The following is a 19,839-nucleotide window of genomic DNA, read 5'->3' as shown; positions in this document are numbered from 1 at the left end:
GTGGTCATTCGCAAGTGGAGCGCTTCATGTCGCAGAGTCCTGTCAGTCTCGAACCCAGCGCGGCCGTGCTGGCCGATCATCCGGCGCGCTGGTGGCTGGCCACCCGGCCGGCTTTTCTCAGCATTACCCTGGCCGGCGTCGTGCTGGGTGTGGCCGGCAGCGGCTGGCCAGCCTTGCAGCAAAACTGGCTGCTGGCGCTGCTGGGCCTCATGCTGGCCTTGCTCACCCATGCTGCTGTCAATGTCATCAATGATGTAGCCGACCACCACAATGGTACGGATGCTGCCAATACCGCACGGCTGTTTCCTTTTACCGGTGGCAGCCGCTTCATCCAGAACGGCGTGCTGAGTGCCGGGCAGATGCAGGGGCTGGCCTATGGCCTGTTCGGTCTGGTGGTGTTGGGTGGTCTGTATCTGGTCAGTCTGCGTGGCCTGCCCTTGTTGCTGATTGGTCTGGTCGGCGTGGTGCTGGGCTGGGGCTATTCGGCACCGCCCTTGCGGCTCAACAGCCGTGGCCTGGGTGAGCTGAGTGTGTTGCTGTGTTTTCTGTTGCTGCCACAGGGTATGGCGGTATTGCTGACTGGGAGCTGGCAACCCACCTTGCTGTGGGCCAGCCTGCCCTTTGCCATCCTCACCAGCCTGCTGCTGTACATCAACCAGTTTCCCGACCGCACGGCAGACCAGCAGGCCGGCAAGTGGCACTGGGTGGCACGCTTGCCACTGCAGCGGGCTCGCGCTGTTTACGGCGTGCTGGTCTTGCTGGCTTATGCCCTGCTGGCCGGGCTGGTGTGGCGGGCGCGATTACCGCCTGCGGCCTTGCTGGGTATGCTAAGCCTGCCGCTGTCCTTGTTTGCTGCGCAGCAGCTGTGGCGACATGCTGCCGAGCCGGCGCGCTTGCGCCCGGCCATCATTGCCACCATCATGGCGGCCAATCTGTTTCCCCTGCTGCTGGCCCTGGCCTTGCTCATCGGTTGAGCGGCGGTATATCTCTGGAGAATCACCCACATGATCGGACGCCTCAGCGGCAATCTCATCGAAAAACTGCCGCCGCAAGTGGTGGTGGATGTCAACGGTGTCGGCTATGAAGTGGATGTGCCGATGACCACCTTTTACCAGCTACCGGCACTGGGCCAGAAAACTACGCTGTTCACGCATCTGGTGGTGCGTGAGGATGCCCACCTGCTGTATGGCTTTGCCAGCAAGGAAGAGCGGGAAACTTTCCGCCAGCTGATCAAGGTGAGCGGTATTGGTGCCAAGATTGCGCTGGCCGTGCTGTCGGGCATGACCGCTGATGAGCTGGCGGTGGCGATTGCCAGTGAAGACCTCAAGCGTCTGTCCTCGGTACCCGGCATCGGCAAGAAAACTGCCGAGCGGCTGGTGCTGGAGTTGCGTGGCAAGCTGGCCACCGGCAGCAATCTGGCGGTGCCGGGCGGCCTGCCGTTTGCCGCCACGCCGGACGACAAGAGCGATATCGTCAATGCGCTCTTGGCTTTGGGTTACAACGACAAGGAAGCCGCAGCGGCTACCAAGGGCTTGCCGGCGGAGGTGACGGTGAGCGACGGGGTAAGGCTGGCGCTGAAGAACCTGATGAAGGGCTAGTGGCTGCTGCCATCTCTGGGCAATCAGCAATGTACAAGGCCAGCGGCATGCCGCTGGCCTTGTTGCTGTTACGCCGCCAGGGGCAAAGCAGGCGTCAGGCGCAGACCGCCTCGGCTTGCTGCTGCCGCCACTGTGCCAGTTCTGCCACCGTCAGCATCGGCAGCTGATGCAAGGCGGCATAGGCCTGCAGCTGTGCTCCACGCATCATGCTGCCATCCGGGTTCATCAGCTCGCACAACACCCCTGCCGGGCTGTAGCCCGCCAGCGTGGCCAGCTCTACCGCCGCTTCGGTATGGCCGCGGCGTTCCAGTACGCCGCCGGGCCGGGCGATCAAGGGAAAGACATGGCCGGGGCGGGCCAGATCAGCCGCCTGCGCTTGTGGCTGAATGGCTGCACGGATGGTGGTGACCCGGTCGATGGCGGATACCCCGGTGCTGACGCCGTGTGCCGCCTCGATGCTGACGGTAAAGGCGGTGCCATAGCGGCTGCGGTTGTCCGGCACCATGGGCGGCAGTTGCAGCCTTGCCGCATGTGCCGGGGTCAGGCACAGGCAGACAATGCCGCTGCCATCACGAATCAGTCGTGCCATTTCTGGCACGCTCAAGGTGTCGGCTGCCAGGATCAGGTCGGCCTCGTTTTCGCGGTCGTCATCATCGCTGACAATCACTGGCCGGCCTTGACGCAAGGCGGTCAATGCGGCGGCCAGCCGCGGGGGCAGGGAAGAAAGTTGGGTAGGCTGGGTGTAAGGCATGAAACGGTCCTCGATCAGGTCTGAGAAACACGTTTCAGGGCATGAAAAGCCGCCAGCGCTACGGATGTAGCGCCAGCGTGGGCAGGCCATGCGAGTGGCAGGCCATCCTCCGTGATGGACCGCACCGCCCGCAGCGCCGCCGGACAGGTCGACACCAGTCCGGGCTGGCCAGACTGGTGCTGCTGTCATCTTCTTTCATCCGGACTATCACCGTCGGCTCTGGCATCGCACCAGATCTGCTGACCCTTTTTCATCAGAAAAAGGCGCTCGCGGGCTCGGCCTGCTGGTGTGCAGGCCATACCGCCGGTGGGGAGTTGCACCCCGCCCTGAAGACGTAGCAAGGCCGCGCAATGTGCGTCGGCCAGCGGCCAGTATAGCGCAGTGGTAAGATGGCGGGATCGCACCATTTGGCTTTACGGCAACGGCACATGATTGAAACCGACAACCTGATCGGCGGCGCACCCGAGCGCCGCATCGTCACCCAGCAAAGCCTGTCCACCCAGGAAGAAGCGCTGGAACGCGCCCTGCGGCCCAAGCTGCTGGATGAATACGTCGGCCAGAAAAAAGCGCGTGAACAGCTGGAAATCTTCATCGAAGCGGCCAAGCGCCGTGGTGAGGCACTGGACCATGTGTTGCTGTTCGGCCCGCCCGGTCTGGGCAAGACCACGCTGGCCCACATCGTGGCCCGTGAAATGGGTGTCAACCTGCGCCAGACTTCCGGCCCGGTACTGGAGCGTGCCGGCGATCTGGCCGCGCTGCTGACCAATCTGGAACCGCATGATGTGCTGTTCATCGATGAAATCCACCGCCTGAGCCCGGTGGTGGAGGAAATCCTCTACCCGGCGCTGGAGGATTACCAGATCGACATCATGATCGGCGAAGGACCAGCCGCACGCTCGGTCAAGCTCGACCTGCCGCCCTTTACCCTGATCGGGGCCACCACCCGTGCCGGCATGCTGACCAACCCGCTGCGCGACCGTTTTGGCATCGTGGCGCGGCTGGAGTTTTACACCGCCGAGGAGCTGACGAAAATCGTCAGCCGCTCGGCTGGCCTGCTCAATGTCACGCTGGCGGATAACGGCGCTTTTGAAGTGGCCCGTCGCTCGCGGGGTACGCCGCGTATTGCCAACCGCCTGCTGCGGCGGGTGCGCGATTATGCCGAAGTCAAATCCGATGGCATCGTCACCGCCCAGGTGGCCGACGCGGCGCTGGCCATGCTGGACGTGGACCCGGCCGGGCTGGATGTGATGGACCGCAAACTGCTGGCGGCCATTCTGGAAAAATTTGGCGGTGGCCCGGTCGGGCTGGACAATGTGGGCGCAGCCATTGGCGAATCCACCGACACCATCGAAGACGTGATCGAACCCTTCCTGATTCAACAGGGCTACCTGCAGCGCACACCGCGTGGGCGGATGGCCACGGCACTGGCCTACACCCATTTCGGCCTGCCACTGAAAGACTAGCCTCATGCAGAAAATCATCATCAAGACCGGCCGTACCTATCCGGCACTGGCAGCACAACTGGGCGATTTCGAAGACTGGATTGAACGTGAGCTGGGCGACGCGCCTGGTGAGTGGCGGGTGGTCGATGTCCAGCGCGGCGAAACCTTGCCTCCAGTCGCCGACTGCGCCGGTGCGGTGCTGACCGGCTCCCCGGCCATGGTCAGTGACTATGAAGACTGGAGTGTCAGCACGGCGGCCTGGCTGCGCGAGGCGGTACAGGGCAATGTGCCACTGCTGGGCATTTGCTACGGCCATCAGCTGTTGGCCGATGCGCTGGGCGGCCAGGTCGGCTATCACCCGCAGGGGCCGGAAGCCGGTGTGGTGGATATCCGGCTGCTGCCCGAGGCCGAGCAGGATCCGCTGCTGGCCGGGCTGCCGGCGGCCTTTCCTGCGGCGGTGATCCATTGGCAATCGGTGACGGCCTTGCCGCCCGGTGCGGTGCGGCTGGCGGCCAATGATTTCGAAGCCAACCATGCTTTCCGTATTGGTTCGGCCTGGGGGGTGCAGTTCCATCCCGAGTTTGATACGGCGGCCATGGCGGCTTATCTGAGCCATCTCGCTCCGGCCTTGCAGGCCTCAGGAACAACGGCAGAGGTCTTGCATCAGCCCTTGCGACCTACCCCGCATGCGGCGGGCCTGCTGCAGCGTTTTGCCCGTTTGCTCGCACACCAGGCGGCCTGATCTGGCCATCCCGGTCCATCTTTGTTTTCCAGAAAGGGAACATCATGTTTTATGCACTGTTTGTCGCCATTGTTGCAGTGGCGCTGGCCGCTTCGCTGGCGGTGGTGCGTTTTTTCGATCCGGCGGTATACAAGATTCTACTGCGTACGCTGGGGCAGGATCTGGCTGACGCCTGGCGCCGCTATATCAGTTTTGCCATTCTGGTGGCCGGGATTTCCGGCGGTGTGCGGCCGTGGAATCTGGAGCAATACCTGCCACCATCGGCAGGCAAGGGGAGTACCCAGCTGGAAATTACCGGTGCGCGCTGGCTGCTGGAGCTGTGGAATGCGCTGACCGAAACCCTGCGTTCGATTGCCCTGGTGATGTTGCTGTTTTTCCTGTGCTCGATGATGGCGTATGTGATTGCCCGCTCGCTGGAGTTGCGCCGCGCCAAGCAGGGCGAGCTGGATGATGGTGGCGAGTGAGTCGTCAACATGAAAAAAGGCGGCTGCAGCCGCCTTTTTTCATGTCCCATTGCGAAGTTACAGCGTGACCATATTGTCGCGGTGGATCAATTCCGGCTCCACCATATAGCCCAGCGTGGCTTCGATCTCGCGCGTGGTTTTTTTCATGATCAGGCGGGCTTCGTCCGAGCTGTAGTTGACCAGACCACGCGCCACTTCCAGCCCTTGCGGATCGACACAGGCCACGGCCTCGCCACGCAGGAAATCGCCCTCGATGGCAGTGACGCCGACCGGCAGCAGGCTGGTGCCACGTTCGCGCACGGCCAGAGCGGCACCATTGTCCAGCACGATGCGACCGGTGAGCTTGAGGTGGTCGGCCAGCCACTGTTTGCGGGCGGCCATGCGATTGGTGGGCGCTAGCAGCTGGGTGCCAATGCCTTCGCCATCGGCCAGGCGCGACAGCACATCATGCTCGCGGCCGCAGGCAATCACCGTGGCAGCACCACTACGGGCCGAGCGTTTGGCAGCCAGGATTTTGGTGATCATGCCGCCAGTGCCCACGCTGGAGCCGGCACCACCGGCCATGTCTTCCAGCTTGGGGTCGCCGGCTTCCGCCTCGTGCACGAATATCGCATCCGGATGCTTGCGCGGGTCGGCGCTATACAAGCCTTGCTGGTCGGTCAGGATGATCAGCGCGTCGGCTTCGATCAGGTTGGTGACCAGTGCACCCAGGGTGTCGTTGTCGCCAAAACGGATTTCATCGGTCACCACCGTGTCATTCTCGTTGATGATGGGCACGACATTGAGGTTGAGCAGGGTAGTGAGGGTGGAACGGGCATTCAGATAGCGGGTGCGATCAGCCAGGTCTTCGTGGGTCAGCAGGATTTGCGCGGTTTTCAGGCCAAATTCACGAAAGGCGGTTTCATACGCCTGGCACAGTCCCATCTGGCCAACCGCCGCAGCGGCCTGAAGTTCGTGCACCCCTTTGGGGCGTACCGACCAGCCCAGTCGTTGGCAACCTTCGGCGATGGCACCGCTGGATACCAATACCACCTGCTTGCCACGGCGCTTGAGTTCGGCGATTTCCGCAGCCCAGCGCGCCAGTGCCGACAAGTCCAGCCCCTTGCCGTCATTGGTTACCAGGCTGGAGCCTACCTTGACCACGATACGGCTGGCGGCATGAATCACCGAACGCATACAAAATCCTCTGTCTGGCTATGAATATCGAGCTAGCCAGTGTACCGCAAACTGCTGTTGTCTGGCTCAGAAGTACTCGCTGGCACGGAATTCCATCAGCTGGAAATGGGGTGACTGCTTGTCCAGACGTGAGCTGCGAATCAGGCTTTCTCCAGTCTCATCCCACAGGCGGAATTCACGCAGCCGGCTGAACAGACGGCCTTGGGTCACCAGTAATGGTGGCCGGTGCAGGCTGGTGATGGCCGGCAGGCGCAGCGCGAATTGTGGCGTATCGGCCGGATGGGTGATGCTGGGAATGAGCATCACGGCTGCGGGCTGCCGGCCGATGACCTCGACGCCACACTCCACGTCGATCCCATCCGGCAATAGTGATACCCAGCAAATCATGCATAGCTGGGCGGTATCCGGTTTGCCCGGCCGGGTCAGCAGAATGGCCTCGCCGGCGCGCAGTGTCTGGCCACGCGGCTGGCCGCGCAGCAGAAAGCCGGTGGCGCTCTGATTCACTACCACAAACAGACTGGGGGCGGCGGGTGCGCGGGTACTGGCCGGGGGGGCGGCCTGCTCGTTACCCGGTTGTACCCAACTCATGCCATTGCTGCGATACCAGATGGCGGGAATGGTGGAGATCAGCTCGATGACTTCCTGCATGGGCAGGCGCTGATGCCGCCGCCGCCGTGGCTGTTGCCACTCGGCGGCCAGTGATTGCAGCAGGGCCAGCTCATCGTAAACCTGGCTGGGGCTATGGCTGGTATTCTGCAGCCGGGTCAGCTGTTCCACGCTATGCGTCAGTACCGTGATGGCCGGGGAGAGGTCGAGCAGATAGCAGGCGGCTTCCAGCGTTTCGCTCTGAACGCGCAGGAAGCGCGGCGGTTCATCACGACTGGAGTCCACCAGATAACCATGTACCGTCCCCTTGAGGGCCTCCACGGGTAGCAGGATGGTCTGGCGTGACAGATCCATGATCAGTTGCTTGGTCACCAGCAATTCCGGCATCGACAGCCGGTTGGTGGAGGTGAGTCCCAGCAACAGGATCTGGCGGTAGATCAGCGCCGGAGAGTCATCTTTTTCCAGATGCTTGTCCTGCCAGCCGCGTGCCAGGGCAAAGCTGTACAGCTGGTGGCAGTCTTGCCAGAAGTGTGCGGGGGGTGGGCTGTAGCTCTGGCAACAGATGTTCAGCAGCTGCCGTGCCGCCATCATGGTGTATAGCAGCAGTTCAATGCGCTGTTGCTCACGCTCTAGCAGGCCGCGCTTGGCCAGTCGTTCGCTCAGGGTGAGCTTGAAGGCAACAAAGATGGACTCGAACAGTGCGGCACCCAGCATGGCCAGTTGGCGGGTACGTACTACCGAAGTGAGGTCGGTCTGGACAATTTCACTTTCCAGCGCCGGATAGTAGCGATCCAGCCCTTTGAGGTAGTGCGATAGCAGCTTGTGCCGATTGCCCACTTCCATCGGCGTACGGCTCAGACCACGCAGGGCCTCGAGCAGGAGGCGACCGCATTCGTGCAGGTCGCCATATGGCAAGCGCTCTACCCAGCTGGCTACGCTGTCGGGGTTAGTGTCGACCAATCGCGGATCCCTATCCAGGGCGGGCAAGGCAAGCTGCATCGTGCATCCTAATGGCAAGGCGGGGTAGCGCTGGGAGTGAACGGCGGGAGATTTTATGCAAACCATCCCCCTGCCATGATTTCACTCGCCATGCTATTTGAATCAAGCCGGCCAAGGCAAGGTTGCACTCAGGGCAAGGCAGTCACAGGCCCGGTCAAAACATCGTTTTGTTGACTTAACTCATCCAGTACCTGCGTGGTGGCCTGGAACAGCTGGGTCATCTCCTCTGGCTGCAGGATGTAAGGCGGCATGAAATATACGGTTTTGCCGATTGGCCTTACCAGGCAACCATGCTTAAGCATGGCTGAGAAAAAGGCTTGTGCAAAGTCCGCGCGCGGGCTGTCGACATCAAAAGCCCAGATCATGCCGGTATGGCGGAAATGGCGTACGTCGGCACGCTCGGCCAGTGGTGCCAGAATGGCGCTGAAGGTGGCCGCCAGCTTGCGGTTGCGGGCAATGATGTCCTCATCGGCAAAGATATCCAGCACGGCTAGGGCTGCGCTGCAGGCCAGCGCATTGCCGGTGTAGCTGTGCGAATGCAGAAAACCGCGCGTGACCTCATCGTGATAGAAAGCTTGATAGACCGTATCGCTGGTCAGTACGCAGGACAGGGGCAGGAAGCCGCCGGTAATGCCCTTGGATAGACATAAAAAGTCTGGCGTGATCCCGGCCTGCTCACAGGCAAACAGGGTGCCGGTACGTCCAAAACCGACGGCGATTTCGTCGGCAATCAGGTGTATCTGATATTGATCACACAGCCGGCGCAGTTCCGTAAGGTAAACCGGATCGTATATGGCCATGCCGGCAGCGCCTTGCACCAGCGGCTCGACGATGATGGCCGCCATTTCGTCTGCTTTCTTGGCCAGGACATTCTCCAGCGAGCGCAAGGCCTGCCTTGCAACATCCGCAGCAGTTTGCCCAGGGCGAGCCTGGCGCGCATCGGGGCTGGGAACCCGTACCCCGGGTTTCAGTAGCGGGGCATAAGTAGCGGAAAATAGTGGTACATCGGTCACCGCCAGCGCACCGGCCGTTTCGCCGTGATAACTGTTGTCCAGACTGATAAAGCGGCACTTCTGCGGCTGACCAACATTCTTCCAGTAGTGAAAGCTCATTTTCAGCGCGATTTCGGTGGCACTGGCACCATCCGAGGCATAAAACGCATGATCCAGCCCGCTCAGCGCGCACAGCCGTTCGGACAACTCAATCACTGGTCGGTGGGTAAAACCGGCCAGAATGACATGCTCCACCTGATCCAGTTGATCCTTGATCGCCTGCTTGATCCTGGGGTTACCATGGCCAAACAGGTTGACCCACCAGGAACTGACAGCATCCAGATAGCGCCGGCCTTCGAAATCCTCCAGCCACACGCCCTCCGCCCGCGCGATAGGAACAATGGGCAAGGTTTCATGGCGCTTCATCTGGGTACATGGGTGCCACACATGCTGGCGGCTGCGTTGCAGCCAGTCCTGATTGCTCACGGCAAACTCCTGAATGGGGAACGGACTGGATGCTATCACAGGCTGACAGCGCTACCCGAACTGACAAAAAACGTCACATGCTGCCGCACAATGCGGGTTGTGTGATGCACTGACAGGCTGATTTTACTGGCTGGGGCCGCTTGGCACACTTTCTGCATGGTATGGACAGTGCATACCACGGAGAGGGTCATGCGGGGCAATAATGGTTTTACCCTGATTGAACTGATGATTGTCGTTGCCATTATTGGCATTCTGGCCGCAATAGCGATACCGGCGTATCAGGATTACACGATACGTGCCAAGGTTTCTGAAGGTATTGCATTTGCTGATTTTGCCAAGACAACTGTAAGTGAATACTACATTTCCAATAATATATGGCCTAGTACTAATGCTAGCGCGGGAATGCCTACAGCAGTTTCCGGGACATATGTCAGTGATTTGCAAGTTACGGCAACTGGCAACGCTGGGGTGATAACAGTTTCTTTTCCCGCCGCAGTCGCTTCGGGAATCAAAATTGTTTTCACCTCGAGTGTTTCAAGTAGTAATGTAGTTAGTTGGACATGTTCAGGCTCTGGGCCGAATGTAAAATATTTACCATCGTCGTGTCGATAATCTTTAAGGAGATTAAAGTATGAAAAAGCAGCTCCAGCAGGGTTTTACCCTTATTGAACTGATGATTGTGGTTGCTATCATTGGTATTTTGGCAGCGATTGCAATTCCGGCATATCAGGATTATACGGTCCGTGCCAAAGTGTCTGAAGGTTTGTCGATGGCCGATGCAGCCAAGACAGCTATCTCAGAATCTGCCATCACTAACGGTAGCTTCCCGTCCCAAGCGTCTGGTTCCACCTACTTTACTTCTTCCAGTACCAAAAATGTAAGTGGCGTATCGTATAACACGAGCGGCTCTAACGGTGTTATTACCGTTTGGATGAATGACTCTATCGGTGGTACTGTCGCTACCGGTAAAGACCAATTTGCCCTTACCGGCACCTTGGCTAGTGGCGGTGTTACTTGGACTTGCGCTGCAGTTAATATCGACTCTAAGTATCTGCCTGCTAACTGCCGTTAATTGAGTTTTTGTTTCCGAAAGGGTGCTGTCCATAGCACCCTTTTTTCATTGGGGCTAAGAATGTCGTTGAGAAGTGATAGAGTAGTTGCACTACTTCTGGGGTTGGCTATTTTATTGCCTTTCTTCAATTTTCTAAGATTTGCTCCGCTGGCTGACTGGTATTTCTGTGCATTAGGATTGCTTGTACTCGGTTTTGGTTTTTTTGTATCTGTAGTCAAAGGATATGAGTATCGTTTTTCTAGAATTGGTGCTGTTATCCTCATTTTTATTACGGCTTTGGTGGTCGCAAAATCGGTAGATCTCATTATTCCAGCGGCGTTATTGTTTGTTCTCTTTTTCTTTTTTCTCGGTTTGGGTGACTTGGCAGTGGAATCGCGCAGGCAAGTTTTTGTGGAAACGCTTGCAATGCTTATATTCACATCTGCCTTGATTCAGGTGTTATTTGGTTTTTTGCAAATAATTGATTTTGCTAAATATTTTCATGGTTTTGTTACCTATGATGTTAATAATAGAACCGGAAATATTTTTGGTAATATTGGCCAAAGAAATCACTACGCCAATTTTCTAGGGTGGGGTATTGTTTCTGCTTGCTATTTGTATGCTGGTGGGAAGTTGCGATTCTGGTTTTTCCTGGCTGCAATTTTTGTGATGAACCTGCTGATCGCGTGGTGCGGTTCGCGCCTTCCTTTCGGATATTGCCTGATTATTTGTCTGCTGGGGTGGTACTGGCTTAGAAAGTCAAGGGGCGATGTTCGCTTGGCTAGAATGGTTGCTGGATTTGCTGTCGCAGTGATATTGTTTTCAATTGTTCAAATTTTCAGCCATCAAATTGATTTGGTTTTTAATTATTTTGGATTGCCAATTCATGTGCAAAGTGGTTCTGAAAGAATTCTTGCGGCCGATCTTGGTGCAAGAAGAAGGATTGAGTGGGCGAAGGCATGGAGTATTTTTACTGCCCATCCATTTTTTGGTGTTGGTTTGGGTAATTATGCGCACTATAGTGTTCAGATGGAAGCGTTCGATGGATATCCAAAATATCCGGAAAGCTGGTTGTTTACAAATTGCCATAATCTTGTTTTTCAGCTGCTAGCAGAGACCGGATTGTTTGGCGCTGCTGCTTTAATTGTTGGTCTTACATTGTGCTTGTATCCATATTTCTCTAAAGGAAAGCAAACTATAGAGAATCTCTTTTTTGTTTGTATTGCAGGGATTATTCTTGGGCATAGCATGCTTGAATATCCATTGTGGTATTGGCCGTTTTTGTCGATGCTGTATACAGTTTGTGCCTTTTCTCCTGTTGCTTCATATAGGCTTGAAATTAATGATAAGTTAAGTGCTGCTATTTCAATAATTGTTGCGATTTGTTGTTTTGTAAATTTCTATTTTGGTCGTGCTGTTTTTTGGGATTTGGTGAATTTTAATATGCCGGTTCCAAGTATTGGTGAAAACATTCGGAGAGTTGTTCGGTTGCGGGAGATTGAAAAAAATCCACTTTGGAGGCCAGAGGCTCAGTTGGTGTTGTCTAATTATCTATTGCCAACCACTAGTCAAATTGATTATAAAATTAATTTTTTCGAAAAAATGTCTTATTCTTTGCCGTATCCGCAGCTTTTATTTAAATTGGCAATATTGTATTCACTTGATAATCAGCCTCAGAAAGCAAAGAATATGATGGTTTTGGCAATATCCAACTTTCCAGATCTACTGCCAGCTTTCTTGACAGATATTAATTCTAGGAAGGAGCCATCTTTAGTGATGATTCGGGATATGGCAAGTAAGGCAGTGGCTGTCTATGGGAGTGGCCAGGCAGTAACCGCTGATAGCCGAGTCGCCGCAGTCATGACCGTCGCCTCTCCCGTCACCCGCAAGCCCTTGTTCTAGGTTGTTAAAGACACCGTCAGTCTGCTGGCTGGCGGTGTCGTCACTGGCCTACATGCGGTATCCTCCATCCTTTGCTTTCCGTCCCAGACTCCATCATGTCTTTTCCAACCTTTTCCCGCCGCCTGGCCTTGCTGGCGTTTTGCCTGATTGCCATCATGCCTTTTGCTTCCCGCATTCATTTCGTGCCATTGCCGCAGTGGTTTGGCGAAATGAATGTGGTGTGGCTGATGCTGGCCGCTGCTGTTTATCTGCTGCCCAGCGGCATGCTGTTCGAGCGGGTGCCACGTGCCAGTTGGTGGTGTCTGTTGCTAGCCATCGTGTGGGCACTGCAGCCACAGTTGGTGCATGCGCTCTTTCCCGGCATGAGCTACGCCACGGCGCTAGCCTGGTTGGCGGTGGCCTTGCTGGCGGGCTTGTCTTATAGCCTGCAGCAGACGTTTGGCAGTCGCGAATTTGCGGTGTGGCTAGCACGCGCCATCATTGTCGGCGGGCTGGTTCAGTCGCTTATCGGCCTGGCGCAACTGACCGGTCTGGCCAATAGCCTGGGACTGTTTTACGACAGCGCCCACCCGACTACCAATATCTTTGGCCATATCGGCCAACGTAATCAGTACGCGCATTACCTGATGTGGTCGGTGGTCAGCGGGGTGTATCTGTTTGCGGTGGAGCGCATGGCGCGCGGTTGGCTGGCCTTGCTGGTGCTGTGGCTGGGGTTGATGCTGGCCTATGCCGCATCGCGTACTACCTTGCTGTATCTGCTGGCCCTGACCTTGCTGGGCGGCTTGTGGCACTGGCGCATGCAGTCTGCGGTCTCGCGCCGTTTGATGTGGGCAATGCTGCTGTCTTGTGTGGTGGTGTTTGCGGCGCAGTTTGCCTTACCGCTGGTGAATCATTTGCTGTCTGTGCTGACCCACGCGGCAGTAAATAACGCTTCCGGAGTGGAGCGGCTGGCAGCCAATGGTGATGATATGGGCTCGCGCCGGCTGGCTGAAATGGGCAAGGCTTGGATGAGTTTCAAGTCCCACCCGCTGTGGGGGGTGGGCTGGTCGCAATATGCCGCAGAAAGTGTGCGCTTGCAGCCTTTGCCGCAATTTGCCTCTGCCGGCTTCAACAGCGGCTTGTTTACCAATTGCCATAATCTGATTCTGCAATTGCTGGTTGAAATGGGCTTGCCGATTACCTTGCTGGTGGTGGGGGGCTTTGCCTGGGTGATCTGGCCTTTCTTCAGCGAGCAGGCGGAGGCCGAGGGCATGCTGGCCTTGGGCTGCATGGCGGTGACGCTGATTCACAGCATGCTGGAGTATCCGCTGTGGTATCTGTATTTCCTGGCGATGCTGGTGGTGTTTGCCTCGATGTCGCCTGCTCGTACCGGCCGTGCCGGTTGGTTGCTGCGGGCGGGCTGGATGCTGGGCATGTTGTTTATTGGTTATATGTCGGTGGTGACCTGGTCCACCTATAACGAGCTGGTGGGGCTGTATACCCAGACTGATAATCCGGCACGGGATGCCAAGCGGCAGCAGCGGCTGGCCGAGATCATGGAGCAGCACCCGCTGTTTGCCTACCATGCACTGAGTACGCTGGATGATTATCTGGTGGCCGACAAGGACAATCTGGCGCGCAAGTTGCAATGGGAAGAGCGCCTGACGGCATTCCGTCCTTATCCTGATGTGATGATGAAGAAGGCACAAATGCTGGCGCTGGCCGGACGTGAGGCGGAGGCCAAGGAGACGGTGAGTACGGCGCTGGCCTCCTTCCCGACTTATGCCAAGGATTATCTGGACGGTATCGATGAAGACGTCCCGGCGTGGCAGCCGCTGCGCGAGATTGCTCAGCAGGTGTTCGACCGCTTGTCAGTCAAATATCGCGGCGGTGAAGGGGATTGAGTAGTCGTGTATATGAATAAAAAGCCCGCGCTGAATGGCGCGGGCTTTTTTCATGGCAGTCACTGAATAATCAGTTGTCGATAACGACACCTTCACTCAGCGCAGTTTTCATTTTGCCGAGAGCTTTGGCTTCGATCTGACGGATGCGTTCGGCAGAAACGCCGAACTCGGCAGCCAGCTCATGCAAGGTGGCGCCGCCATCATCGGCCAGCCAGCGGGCTTCAACAATACGGCGGCTGCGTGCGTCCAGCGATGCCAGTGCGTATTCGATGCCTTCGGTTTGCAGATGATCGAAGGCTTTGCGTTCCAGCGCACGGGTCGGTTCGTGATGGGCGTCGGCCAGCCAGTCGATGGGGGCAAAACCTTCATCATCGCCATCGTCGGCCATCAGCGCGATGTCCTGCCCGCTCATGCGGGTTTCCATTTCGCGCACTTCCTCCGGCTTTACGCCAAGGTCTTCGGCGATTTGTCGTGCTTCGTTTTCACTCAGCGCAGAAAAACTGCTCTTCATGCTGCGCAGATTGAAAAACAGCTTGCGCTGCGGCTTGGTGGTGGCAATGCGCACCAGGCGCCAGTTGCGCAGGATGAATTCGTGAATCTCAGCCTTGATCCAGTGCACAGCAAAGGAAAACAGGCGTACGCCACGGCCCGGCTCGAAGCGCTTTACCGCTTTCATCAGGCCGATATTGCCTTCCTGGATCAGGTCGGCCTGTTGCAGGCCGTAGCCGGCATAGCCTCGCGAAATCGATACGACAACGCGCAGGTGTGACAGCACCATCTGGCGAGCGGCTTCCAGATCATTGTCTTGCTGGAAGCGGGTGGCCAGCTCGGTTTCCTGTTCGGGGGTCAGCATGGGAACACTGTTCACCGCCTGGATGTATTGCTCCAGGCTGCCGCTGGACGACGGAACGGGCAAGGCAAATGTTGTGGTCATCAGTGTAACTACCTCCTTGGGTAGTGCTATGTTAGCACTCGTATATTGAGAGTGCTAGCAAGCAAAGGTTCCAGCGTCAATGATTTTTCCTATCGAGCTGATAGCTTTTTCAGTGGAAAATCGCTGGGAAAATTCTGCTGGTCGACATCGGCTGAATGTCACCATAAGCGACATTCAGCCAGAAGTGAAAGGGAATGATTGTTAACGAGGTTGAATCTGCCGCAGGTGATGGTCGGAAGCCAGGCGGGCGCCCAGCATCGCCAGCAGTGCGGAAATAGCCAGTACGACAAGCAGTTCGACAGGGCTGAGGCCGCGTAGCTGGACCGCTTCATTATAAAGTTGGGCAAATTCGTGGATGGCGGGGTTGGCAGTGATCACCAGCCAGCTGGTCAGTCCCCATGCGGCGAGGCCGGCAAGCAAGCCCTGCCACATGGCGTGGTACATGAAGGGGCGACGGATAAAGCTGTCCGGCGCGCCAATCAGCTTGGCCACTTCGATTTCATCACGACGGGCCAGAATCTGCATCCGTACCGCATTGTGGGTGACCAGTACCAGGGCAATGCCCAGTGCTGCGCCGAGAAACCAGGTCAGCTGCTTGCCCATTTCTACCATGCCGTACAGGCGCTTGGCCCAGCGGGCATCGAACTGGGCGGTTTCCACCATGGGCAGGCCGGATAGTTCTTTTTGCAGCATTTCCAGTTCGTGAGGTTCCAGTGTCTTGGGGGTGACCACAAAGGCGTCTGGCAGTGGGTTGTCAGTCAGGCCGTCACTCAGCCCAGGCAGGCCGTTGCGCTTTTCCAGATCGGACAGTGCCTGCTTCTTGCCGACGAAGCTGTAACTCTGGATGCGCGGATGCTTGGTCAGGGTACTGGAGACGGCGGCAAGATCGGCTTCCTCGGCCGATTGTTCCATGAACAGGGTGATCTGTGGCGTGGCGGTGAGTCTGCCAGCCCATTCCTGAATGCTGCTCACTGTCAGATAAAGCGATAAGGGCAGAGCCAGCGCGATGGACAGCATCAACAGGGTGAGCAGGCTGCCGAAAGGTTGGCGCAGGATTTTGACCAGTGCCTGTCTGGCGCTTTGCCAGTTCAGGTAGAGAAAGTGTTTCATGCGGCGAATTGTCCTTCCTTCAACCGGATGATGCGACGGCCATAGTCTTCCATCAGGGTTTCGTCATGGGCGGAAATCACCACGGTCACCCCAACCTGATGGAAAGATTTGAATAGTTCCATGATATCCAGCGCGTAGGCCCGGTCGAGGTTGGCTGATGGTTCATCAGCCAGTAGCAAGCTGGGACGATGCACCACGGCACGGGCGATACACAAGCGTTGTTGTTCGCCACCAGACAGACGGATCGGCATGGATTTTTCCTTGGACAGCAGGCCGACCTTGTCCAGCGCGGCACGGACGCGGCGGGCGGCATCACGGCGGTCAAAGCCGATGATGTCCAGTGGCAGCATCACATTGTCGAAGACCGAGCGGTCGAACAGTAGCTTGTGGTCCTGGAATACCATGCCGATATGCTGGCGCACGTAGGGAATCTGACTGCTGCGCAGCTTGGACAGATTCTGGCCACTTACGATGACGCTACCGCTGCTGGCGCGCTCGATGCCAGCCACCAGCTTGAGCAAGGTTGATTTGCCGGCACCGGAATGACCGGCCAGAAAGGCCATTTCACCGGTATCGATGGTAAAGGAAAGATTCTTCAGGGCTTCGTTGCCACCGGGATAACGCTTGGTGACCTGGTCGAACTGAATCATGCGCTGCATTCCCCTTGATCCTGAGCTGCAGGCCGGTGGATTTGCCAGGGCCTGCCGGGTGAGGCGTCGCCGGCAGGCAGTCGCCGGCGCAGGTCTCTATAAAGTATGTCGATCAGTCGAACAAGGCGTCGACATAATCCTTGCTGTTGAACGGGCGCAAATCGTCGATGCTTTCGCCCACACCGATAAACCGTAGCGGAATCGGCCGCTGCTTGGCAATGGCGGCAATCACGCCGCCCTTGGCCGTGCCATCCAGCTTGGTCAGAATCAGCCCGGTCAGGCCCAGGGCATCGTCGAATACCTTGACCTGGCTGATGGCGTTCTGGCCGATGTTGGCATCCAGCACCAGAATGATTTCATGCGGTGCCTCCGGCAGCGCCTTCTGAATGACACGTTTGACCTTCTTGATTTCTTCCATCAGATGCAGCTGGGTCGGCAGGCGACCCGCAGTATCCGCCAGGACGATGTCAATGCCACGGGCGGTAGCTGCCTGAATGGCGTCAAAACAGACGGCGGCGGCATCGCCACCCTGCTGGGCAATCACGGTGACATTGTTGCGCTCGCCCCAAGCCATCAGCTGTTCGCGCGCTGCGGCGCGGAAAGTATCGCCAGCAGCCAGCAGCACGCTCTTGCCTTGCTGTTGATAGTATTTGGCCAGCTTGCCGATCGAGGTGGTTTTCCCGGCACCATTCACCCCGGCCATCATGATGACAAAGGGCTTCTTGCCGCTGACATCCAGTGGTTTCTCCAGCGGATGGATCAGATCATTGAGCGAATCCTTGAGTGCGCCCTTCAGCTCACTGCCGTCTTTCAGGCCCTTCAGGCTGACCCGTTCGCGCACGTCTTGCAGCAGGTGCACCGTGGCATCCATGCCCATGTCTGCGGTGAGCAGTACGGTTTCCAGCTCTTCGTACAACTCCTCGTCAATCTTGCCACCACCAAACAGACCGGCCAGCGACTTGCCCAGTTTGTCACGGGTTTTGGACAGGCCAGCCTTGAGACGTTCGGTCCAGCTTTGCTTGCGAGCAGGCTGTTCTGCTGTGGCACTGATAGGTGGCGGAGTCGGGATCTCCGGCGCAGCGAGAGGCGCCTCGGGGATGACCGGTGTGGCAAGCGGAGTGGCTTGCGAGGTGGCGGGAGCTGCCGCCGGGATGTCTGCCGGCTGGCTGGCTAAGGGTTCTGCGGCCGGGGTTTCAACCGGCTTTGGTTTTTTCTTGAAGAAACTGAACATGCGTCTGCGTAGTCAACGATAGGCGATAAATGGCTAAATTGTATCCTTAAATCAGCAACAGGGCAGAAACGTTGGTGATGAAAGCCAGGGACAGGCAAATTAGCCATGGTCAATTGTGTTGGAGTTGTTGAGCAGAGGGGGGATCTGCGTGGGTGGATTCAATATCGAATCATCATTCGCAGCTTACTCGCCGAGTCTGTACGCAGCATATCCAGCAAGAAGATTTGTGGGATGGGAGGCCGCCAGCGATCTGTCAGGCTTGACGAGATAATGGCTGGCGCATCAAGCAGCGAGCTGCCAGATTGGCAGCTCGCAACCGCCCTGATTTCAGTCTGCTTGGCGGCCAGGATTGAAACTGCCCTGACGTGGCATGCAACTCCAGGCAGTTCTGACATGGCAGGGCGATTTGGCTGCGTGTGCTTGAGCGGTATTGCAAAAGATGTGTGTGGGTGCGGGCACGATATATATAGGGAATAGTGTGGTGCTGCCCGAGTGGCGCAGATCATGGTCGCGAGTATCGTTTGGCCGAGGTAGAGCAAGCGCGGCGCTGTCGCGAAATTTCAGCGCCGTGCGGTGGGCCGCAGCGCGGCCGCTTTGACGGCTCAGCCTGTTCACCCTATAGACACTGTGACGACTGGTGCTACACCTTTGAGCGCCAATCTGCGCCAGATGCAGCAGGCCGGGCGGGAAAAGGGTAAACTCTCGCCCTTGAGTTTTTAGCCCAAGCGTCATGAATCAACAGCGAAACAAAGTCCGAATCATCGGCGGTCAGTACCGTCGTCGTTTGCTGCCCTTCCCCGATGCGGAAGGTTTGCGCCCAACACCCGATAGAGTGCGGGAGACCGTATTCAACTGGCTGGGCCAGGAGTTGCACGGCAAGCGCTGCCTCGACCTGTTTGCCGGCAGCGGTGCGCTCGGTTTCGAAGCGGCCTCGCGCGCAGCGACACGTGTGGTCATGGTGGAAAAGACGCGCAAGGTGGCGGAATCGCTCAAGGCCAATCGCCAGTTGCTGGCGGCGGCAGCCATCGAAGTCGTCCCGATGGATGCGTTGCTGTACCTGAAAAGCTGTCGCGAACAATTTGACATCATCTTCGCCGATCCGCCCTATGACTCAGGCCTGCTGCAGCAGGTATTGCCCTTGCTGCAGCCGCTGCTGGCGACTGACGGCGTATTGTATTTCGAAGCCAGACACTGGCCAGAAAGTTTGCCAGGCTGGCAGATCGTGAAGCAGGACAAGGCCGGCATGGTGCATTACGCACTGGTCCGGCCGATTGCTGAAGAATCGCTGTAATACGTAGGCGGGTCGCCGCATAAAGATATAACGGGGCGAACTTGCGACCACGCTGCACGGATGACAGAATCAATACTGTGAATACCTGAGGAAATTACTATGTCTCTCATGATTACCGACGAATGCATCAACTGCGACGTCTGTGAGCCGGAATGCCCGAACAATGCCATCTCGCAGGGTGAGGAGATCTATCAGATCGACCCCAATCTGTGCACGCAGTGCGTGGGCCACTATGACGAACCGCAGTGCCAGCAAGTCTGTCCGGTGGATTGCATCCCGCTGGATCCGGCTCATCCGGAAACCCAGGATGAACTGCATGCAAAGTACCTGATCATTTCCGGCAAAGCCTGAGTGAAGCTAAGTGCTTGATGCAAAAGACAGGGCCCCGCAATTTGCGGGGCTTTGTTCTTTTTCTGGCAAAAATAATGAAAAAAAATGCAGCACAGGTGTTGACGAAGGAAGAGGGTATCTATACTATTCGGGTCTCTCAGGGGGGGTTACCCCAGCGGTCAACGGGTCCGGACTGTAAAT

19 protein-coding genes and 1 riboswitch are annotated in these 19,839 nt (G+C 57.3%); of the genes, 11 read left to right on the top strand and 8 right to left on the bottom strand.

Annotated elements, in window-relative coordinates; translation table 11 throughout:
- The first annotated feature begins 26 nt into the window (after positions 1-26).
- Positions 27-974 carry a prenyltransferase gene (locus EAY64_RS09080; RefSeq protein ID WP_103524449.1) on the top strand — a complete coding sequence of 316 codons (948 nt, stop codon included), beginning with the start codon at positions 27-29 and terminating at the stop codon, positions 972-974.
- Positions 975-1,004: 30 nt separating this feature from the next.
- Positions 1,005-1,598 carry a Holliday junction branch migration protein RuvA gene (gene ruvA / locus EAY64_RS09075; RefSeq protein WP_059287523.1) on the top strand — a complete coding sequence of 198 codons (594 nt, stop codon included), beginning with the start codon at positions 1,005-1,007 and terminating at the stop codon, positions 1,596-1,598.
- A gap of 94 nt (positions 1,599-1,692) precedes the next feature.
- Here the strand turns inward: ruvA and ribB are convergent, their stop codons facing one another.
- Positions 1,693-2,349 (bottom strand): 3,4-dihydroxy-2-butanone-4-phosphate synthase, encoded by a 657-nt coding sequence (ribB, locus tag EAY64_RS09070; protein WP_103524469.1) that lies wholly within the window; start codon positions 2,347-2,349, stop codon positions 1,693-1,695.
- A gap of 183 nt (positions 2,350-2,532) precedes the next feature.
- Positions 2,533-2,687, bottom strand: a riboswitch (FMN riboswitch).
- 90 nt (positions 2,688-2,777) lie between these two features.
- On the opposite strand from ribB, the gene ruvB reads away from it, so the two are divergent.
- Genes ruvB through EAY64_RS09055 form a run of 3 tightly spaced genes read left to right on the top strand, consistent with a single transcriptional unit; the run spans position 2,778 to position 4,997 of the window.
- A complete protein-coding gene (gene ruvB, locus EAY64_RS09065; RefSeq protein ID WP_103524448.1) occupies positions 2,778-3,812 on the top strand; it encodes a Holliday junction branch migration DNA helicase RuvB in 1,035 nt (344 codons plus the stop codon).
- Positions 3,813-3,816: 4 nt separating this feature from the next.
- Complete coding sequence (locus EAY64_RS09060) at positions 3,817-4,533, top strand: glutamine amidotransferase (protein WP_103524447.1); 717 nt, start codon at positions 3,817-3,819, stop codon at positions 4,531-4,533.
- A 44-nt stretch (positions 4,534-4,577) separates the two neighbouring features.
- Positions 4,578-4,997, top strand: coding sequence for a hypothetical protein (locus tag EAY64_RS09055; RefSeq protein ID WP_103524446.1), 420 nt, complete (start codon positions 4,578-4,580; stop codon positions 4,995-4,997).
- 57 nt (positions 4,998-5,054) lie between these two features.
- Here the strand turns inward: EAY64_RS09055 and proB are convergent, their stop codons facing one another.
- The 3 genes from proB to EAY64_RS09040 form a co-directional block, all read right to left on the bottom strand.
- Positions 5,055-6,173, bottom strand: a complete 1,119-nt coding sequence (proB, locus tag EAY64_RS09050) for a glutamate 5-kinase (RefSeq protein WP_103524445.1) — start codon at positions 6,171-6,173, stop codon at positions 5,055-5,057.
- Between the two features lie 66 nt (positions 6,174-6,239).
- Positions 6,240-7,778: a cyclic-di-GMP receptor FimW-related protein gene (locus tag EAY64_RS09045; protein ID WP_113024017.1), complete on the bottom strand. Its 1,539-nt coding sequence runs from the start codon at positions 7,776-7,778 to the stop codon at positions 6,240-6,242.
- A 128-nt stretch (positions 7,779-7,906) separates the two neighbouring features.
- The gene (locus EAY64_RS09040; protein ID WP_103524443.1) at positions 7,907-9,256 is read right to left on the bottom strand and encodes an adenosylmethionine--8-amino-7-oxononanoate transaminase; all 1,350 of its coding nucleotides are present in this window, start codon (positions 9,254-9,256) and stop codon (positions 7,907-7,909) included.
- Positions 9,257-9,445: 189 nt separating this feature from the next.
- Between EAY64_RS09040 and EAY64_RS09035 the strand changes: the two genes are divergently transcribed.
- The 4 genes from EAY64_RS09035 to EAY64_RS09020 all read left to right on the top strand — a co-directional run bounded on the left by EAY64_RS09035 (position 9,446) and on the right by EAY64_RS09020 (position 14,092).
- Complete coding sequence (locus tag EAY64_RS09035; RefSeq protein ID WP_103524442.1) at positions 9,446-9,868, top strand: pilin; 423 nt, start codon at positions 9,446-9,448, stop codon at positions 9,866-9,868.
- A 19-nt stretch (positions 9,869-9,887) separates the two neighbouring features.
- The gene (locus EAY64_RS09030) at positions 9,888-10,328 is read left to right on the top strand and encodes a pilin (protein WP_103524441.1); all 441 of its coding nucleotides are present in this window, start codon (positions 9,888-9,890) and stop codon (positions 10,326-10,328) included.
- 60 nt (positions 10,329-10,388) lie between these two features.
- Positions 10,389-12,209, top strand: a complete 1,821-nt coding sequence (locus tag EAY64_RS09025; RefSeq protein ID WP_103524440.1) for a PglL family O-oligosaccharyltransferase — start codon at positions 10,389-10,391, stop codon at positions 12,207-12,209.
- A gap of 95 nt (positions 12,210-12,304) precedes the next feature.
- On the top strand, positions 12,305-14,092 hold the full coding sequence (locus EAY64_RS09020) for a PglL family O-oligosaccharyltransferase (protein ID WP_103524439.1): 1,788 nt from the start codon (positions 12,305-12,307) through the stop codon (positions 14,090-14,092).
- Positions 14,093-14,162: 70 nt separating this feature from the next.
- On the opposite strand, the gene rpoH is transcribed toward EAY64_RS09020, so the two are convergent.
- The 4 genes from rpoH to ftsY all read right to left on the bottom strand — a co-directional run bounded on the left by rpoH (position 14,163) and on the right by ftsY (position 18,017).
- Positions 14,163-15,026 (bottom strand): RNA polymerase sigma factor RpoH, encoded by an 864-nt coding sequence (gene rpoH / locus EAY64_RS09015; protein WP_103524438.1) that lies wholly within the window; start codon positions 15,024-15,026, stop codon positions 14,163-14,165.
- Positions 15,027-15,227: 201 nt separating this feature from the next.
- Positions 15,228-16,136: a permease-like cell division protein FtsX gene (gene ftsX / locus EAY64_RS09010; protein ID WP_103524437.1), complete on the bottom strand. Its 909-nt coding sequence runs from the start codon at positions 16,134-16,136 to the stop codon at positions 15,228-15,230.
- Entirely contained in the window at positions 16,133-16,786 is a 654-nt protein-coding gene (gene ftsE / locus EAY64_RS09005; RefSeq protein WP_103524468.1) for a cell division ATP-binding protein FtsE, read from the bottom strand. Before ftsE ends, ftsX begins: the two co-directional genes overlap by 4 nt.
- A gap of 112 nt (positions 16,787-16,898) precedes the next feature.
- Complete coding sequence (gene ftsY, locus EAY64_RS09000) at positions 16,899-18,017, bottom strand: signal recognition particle-docking protein FtsY (RefSeq protein ID WP_103524436.1); 1,119 nt, start codon at positions 18,015-18,017, stop codon at positions 16,899-16,901.
- Between the two features lie 730 nt (positions 18,018-18,747).
- On the opposite strand from ftsY, the gene rsmD reads away from it, so the two are divergent.
- On the top strand, positions 18,748-19,308 hold the full coding sequence (rsmD, locus tag EAY64_RS08995; RefSeq protein ID WP_103524435.1) for a 16S rRNA (guanine(966)-N(2))-methyltransferase RsmD: 561 nt from the start codon (positions 18,748-18,750) through the stop codon (positions 19,306-19,308).
- 99 nt (positions 19,309-19,407) lie between these two features.
- A complete protein-coding gene (locus EAY64_RS08990) occupies positions 19,408-19,659 on the top strand; it encodes a YfhL family 4Fe-4S dicluster ferredoxin (protein WP_103524434.1) in 252 nt (83 codons plus the stop codon).
- Positions 19,660-19,839: the final 180 nt, after the last annotated feature.

It is taken from the genome of Aquitalea palustris (assembly GCF_003693445.1).
In the GTDB taxonomy this organism is placed as follows: domain Bacteria; phylum Pseudomonadota; class Gammaproteobacteria; order Burkholderiales; family Chromobacteriaceae; genus Aquitalea; species Aquitalea palustris.
The sequence above is the reverse complement of the archived record's forward strand: the minus strand, read 5'-3'. Positions and strand labels throughout refer to the sequence as shown.